The following is a 3,158-nucleotide window of genomic DNA, read 5'->3' as shown; positions in this document are numbered from 1 at the left end:
ATACTTAATTTTGTAACGCTCACAAGAGCTATTTTGACAACGGCGAATTTTCAACAGTAGTTGTATCACTCCTTTAAGAGTTCTCACACGTCGCAGATTGTTGTACTCATTCCACATGGGTTTGCCGCAACTGGGACAATTCTGTTGCACGCATTCTAGTACTTCAGATGATGTCGCTTTTGGTTGAGGGCTTTTTCTTACCATTCATGCACCACATATTCTCTGTGTTCCCTAGTTTACTTGAATATCTGACCCTCTCTAGCAAAATTTGCGCTTCTAGAAAAAAATAGCATAAACTAACTGCTGTCGAATGCTTATTTTATCGGTCTTGGGTGTCAACTCGCTCGTTGAGTTCTCGAAGTTGTTGGTTTAATTCTCTCTGTCGTTTGAGCAAAATTTCTAAATCTTCCTTTGTTGCCAAATCCGCCCTATTAGCGGGAAGAAGTTGATTTAACCGATCTAGGCACGTATTCAAGCCAGCTGCAAATTCATAGCGCATTACTGGACGCGAGCCTTGATATGTGCGATCGGGATATCCAGATAGGCAACCTGCTTGGGGAATTGTGTTTTGCCCTTCGCTGGGTGTTTGTGACAGAGTTTTTGATGGATAGAAAATAATTGTTGCTAGTGCCAAGGTAGTTGTAACGGTGGCTGAATTGAGCAAGCCAGCAATTAATGAAATCTTAAACATTGGTTGCAGCTACAAACCTTTTACTCTTTCACCTTATCAAATTAATATTCTGCTTTCAAAGCCGATCTTAATTCTTCAAGTAGATGATAAAAGTAATTAGAAATGCGTATACTGCAATTAACAAGCAATGAATCAATCAGCCCCTAGTTATAGACCTGCTAGGAGCTTTTTCTTAATTACCTATTTCAATTGAGAAGTATATCACAAGAAGTAAAAGCGATTCATCCTGATGGCGATTAACAATTGTTTCTATTGATAGAGTGAAGATTAATTTGAAATTGTTATTCTATATTTGTAAGTAAACAACGTTTATCAAATCTAACGACAATGAATATTCTTGCTTGGATTGTTTTAGGTCTAATTGCTGGTGCGATCGCCAAGGCTATTTATCCCGGTCATCAAGGTGGCGGAATTTTAGGAACAATTTTATTAGGAATTATTGGTGCTTTCGTTGGTGGAAGTTTGGGTGTATTCTTCAGTACAGGAACCTTAGCTTTAGCGGCTCCAACTCTCAGTGTAACTGGGATTGTAGTAGCAGTTCTTGGTGCAATTGTCGCCGTTTTCTTATGGAACTTGATCAGCCGCAGTAGTGCTGTGTAATAATTTGAACTGTACTCCACTAATAGGAAAAACCAGGGAATCGATTTCACTATATTTTTCCTTGAATTTAAATAAAGGAATAGCGCCTGCTTGGATTTAAGTAGGCGCTATTCTTATTTTGATAAGTAAATTTTCTGGATATGTAGTATCTCATACCATTTCTTTGCGCTCTTTGCGATAGCTTGCACGTCTACATTTCTCTTTCACTTGCTATCAAGCAAGGCTGCTTTGGATTTACGCAAAATATTCACGCCAACCTACTTAGTGTTAGGTAACTTAGTACCGCACCTTTTACAAAACCCAGCATCAACATCATGGAAAGCCAAACCACAACCCGAACAAACTATTTCTACCTGATTAGCATTTTTTACTAATCGCTTAATCAAATCGCCTACTTGCCAAGGAATGAGTGCAACACCTGTCAAAATCATCAACACTGTTAGAAAGCGACCTAATTCAGAAACTGGTGTCACATCACCAAATCCTACAGTTGTCATTGTGACAACAGAGAAATAAAAAGCATCCAAAAAAGTACTATAAACTTGGGAATTAACAGGATGTTCTACCTGATAAATTAAGCCAGAGTAAACAAAGATTATTGCAAATAAAGTAAATAAGATACGTACAAAAATTACACCATCTTCGCTACTAATACTCTCAAATAAAAATCTCTTATCTATAAACCTAAGTAAACGTAAAATTCTAAACCAGCGTAATATGCGGATAAAGCTGATATCTACCAGCCCGATGAAAAATGGCAAAATCGCCATTAAATCAAGAATTGCATAAAAGCTGAAAATATATTTAATTTTATTTTCTGCACTCCAGAGGCGAATCACATATTCTACAGCAAAAATTATCAAGATAGTAGTATCGATGAAATCCAGCTGCAACCTAACAACATCGGGAATATTATAAGTTTGGGCAACAAAAATTGCTGAGGATAACAGCACTAGTGCAGCAATAATTAAATTAATCGCTTTACCTACTGGTGTTTCTAGGTCTGTCAAATAAAATTGGGTTTGTTGTCTGCTCAATAGCATATTTCCCTATCAGTAATTTCAATATATTCGTAGAAATACCATTGACAATGCGATATCGTTAACTAATATCCTGTTTACCTCCCCAATGAATATTAACCAAGAATATGAATATTAACCAAGAATATTTTATGCGTTTAGCAATAGCGGAAGCAAAAAAAGGCGATGCGCCTTATGGTGCTGTAATTGTTAAAGATGACGAAGTTGTTGCTGTCGCATATAATACCGTCAGTAAAGACAACGATCCATCTGCTCATGCGGAAATCAATGTCATTCGTAGTTTAACAGCTAAACTTAAAAACCTTTCTTTAGAAGGTTATAGCATATATACAACTGGGGAACCTTGTCCGATGTGTGCGGCTGCTTGTATTTGGGCAGGTATATCAGAAATTGTATATGCTGTTTCAATTCAAGATTTAATCTCGCTAAATCAATCACAAATTGATATTACTTGCGAGGAAATGATAGCTAAATCTTTTAGAAAAATTAAAGTCATTAAAGGAGTTTTAAAAGAAGAATGTTTAGCTTTGTTCAAATAACCTAATTACCCCTCTTCTGTCACTTTCCGAGTATTCTGAATAAAAGGAATAGAAGAAAAAGCTCTGGAAGGTAAGTAGAGCAATGGATGTAGAATTACAAATCCTCAAACATTTGGCAAGAGATCCTCACCCAACAGTTACGATCATAGATGAATATTGTGCAGAGTATAAAGAGCTATTTAAAGAAGTAAGGAATTATGAGTGCTTCAAATATTTACACCTAGGGATAATGTCAGCAATTAAAAGAAAATCATTACCAGAGATAGCAAAAGCTGTAAGTATAAACTC

The 3,158-nt window shown here is 36.4% G+C and carries 5 protein-coding genes and 1 pseudogene; 3 read left to right on the top strand and 3 right to left on the bottom strand.

What is annotated here, in order from left to right; all coding sequences use genetic code 11:
• A partial coding sequence (locus I8752_RS23915) for a hypothetical protein (RefSeq protein ID WP_214434743.1) occupies positions 1-204 on the bottom strand: 204 nt, incomplete at its 3' end.
• A 115-nt stretch (positions 205-319) separates the two neighbouring features.
• A complete protein-coding gene (locus I8752_RS23910) occupies positions 320-691 on the bottom strand; it encodes an S-layer homology domain-containing protein (protein WP_214434742.1) in 372 nt (123 codons plus the stop codon).
• Positions 692-1,018: 327 nt separating this feature from the next.
• Between I8752_RS23910 and I8752_RS23905 the strand changes: the two genes are divergently transcribed.
• On the top strand, positions 1,019-1,291 hold the full coding sequence (locus tag I8752_RS23905) for a GlsB/YeaQ/YmgE family stress response membrane protein (protein WP_214434741.1): 273 nt from the start codon (positions 1,019-1,021) through the stop codon (positions 1,289-1,291).
• Between the two features lie 257 nt (positions 1,292-1,548).
• Here I8752_RS23905 and I8752_RS23900 read toward each other — a convergent pair whose 3' ends face one another.
• Positions 1,549-2,334: an ion transporter gene (locus tag I8752_RS23900; RefSeq protein ID WP_214434740.1), complete on the bottom strand. Its 786-nt coding sequence runs from the start codon at positions 2,332-2,334 to the stop codon at positions 1,549-1,551.
• A 110-nt stretch (positions 2,335-2,444) separates the two neighbouring features.
• On the opposite strand from I8752_RS23900, the gene I8752_RS23895 reads away from it, so the two are divergent.
• Together I8752_RS23895 and I8752_RS23890 are read left to right on the top strand one after the other, a co-directional pair.
• Positions 2,445-2,870, top strand: coding sequence for a nucleoside deaminase (locus tag I8752_RS23895; protein ID WP_214434744.1), 426 nt, complete (start codon positions 2,445-2,447; stop codon positions 2,868-2,870).
• 82 nt (positions 2,871-2,952) lie between these two features.
• Positions 2,953-3,158, top strand: a pseudogene (locus I8752_RS23890) (IS701 family transposase); the annotation flags it as partial.

This window comes from Dendronalium phyllosphericum CENA369, from assembly GCF_016056275.1.
GTDB classification, from domain to species: Bacteria; Cyanobacteriota; Cyanobacteriia; order Cyanobacteriales; family Nostocaceae; genus Dendronalium; species Dendronalium phyllosphericum.
The sequence above is the reverse complement of the archived record's forward strand: the minus strand, read 5'-3'. Positions and strand labels throughout refer to the sequence as shown.

Bases quoted from the DNA above. Each gene is read 5' to 3' on its own strand.
- I8752_RS23905 (WP_214434741.1), top strand. From the start codon at position 1,019: ATGAATATTCTTGCTTGGATTGTTTTAGGTCTAATTGCTGGTGCGATC.
- I8752_RS23900 (WP_214434740.1), bottom strand. From the start codon at position 2,334: ATGCTATTGAGCAGACAACAAACCCAATTTTATTTGACAGACCTAGAA.
- I8752_RS23910 (WP_214434742.1), bottom strand. From the start codon at position 691: ATGTTTAAGATTTCATTAATTGCTGGCTTGCTCAATTCAGCCACCGTT.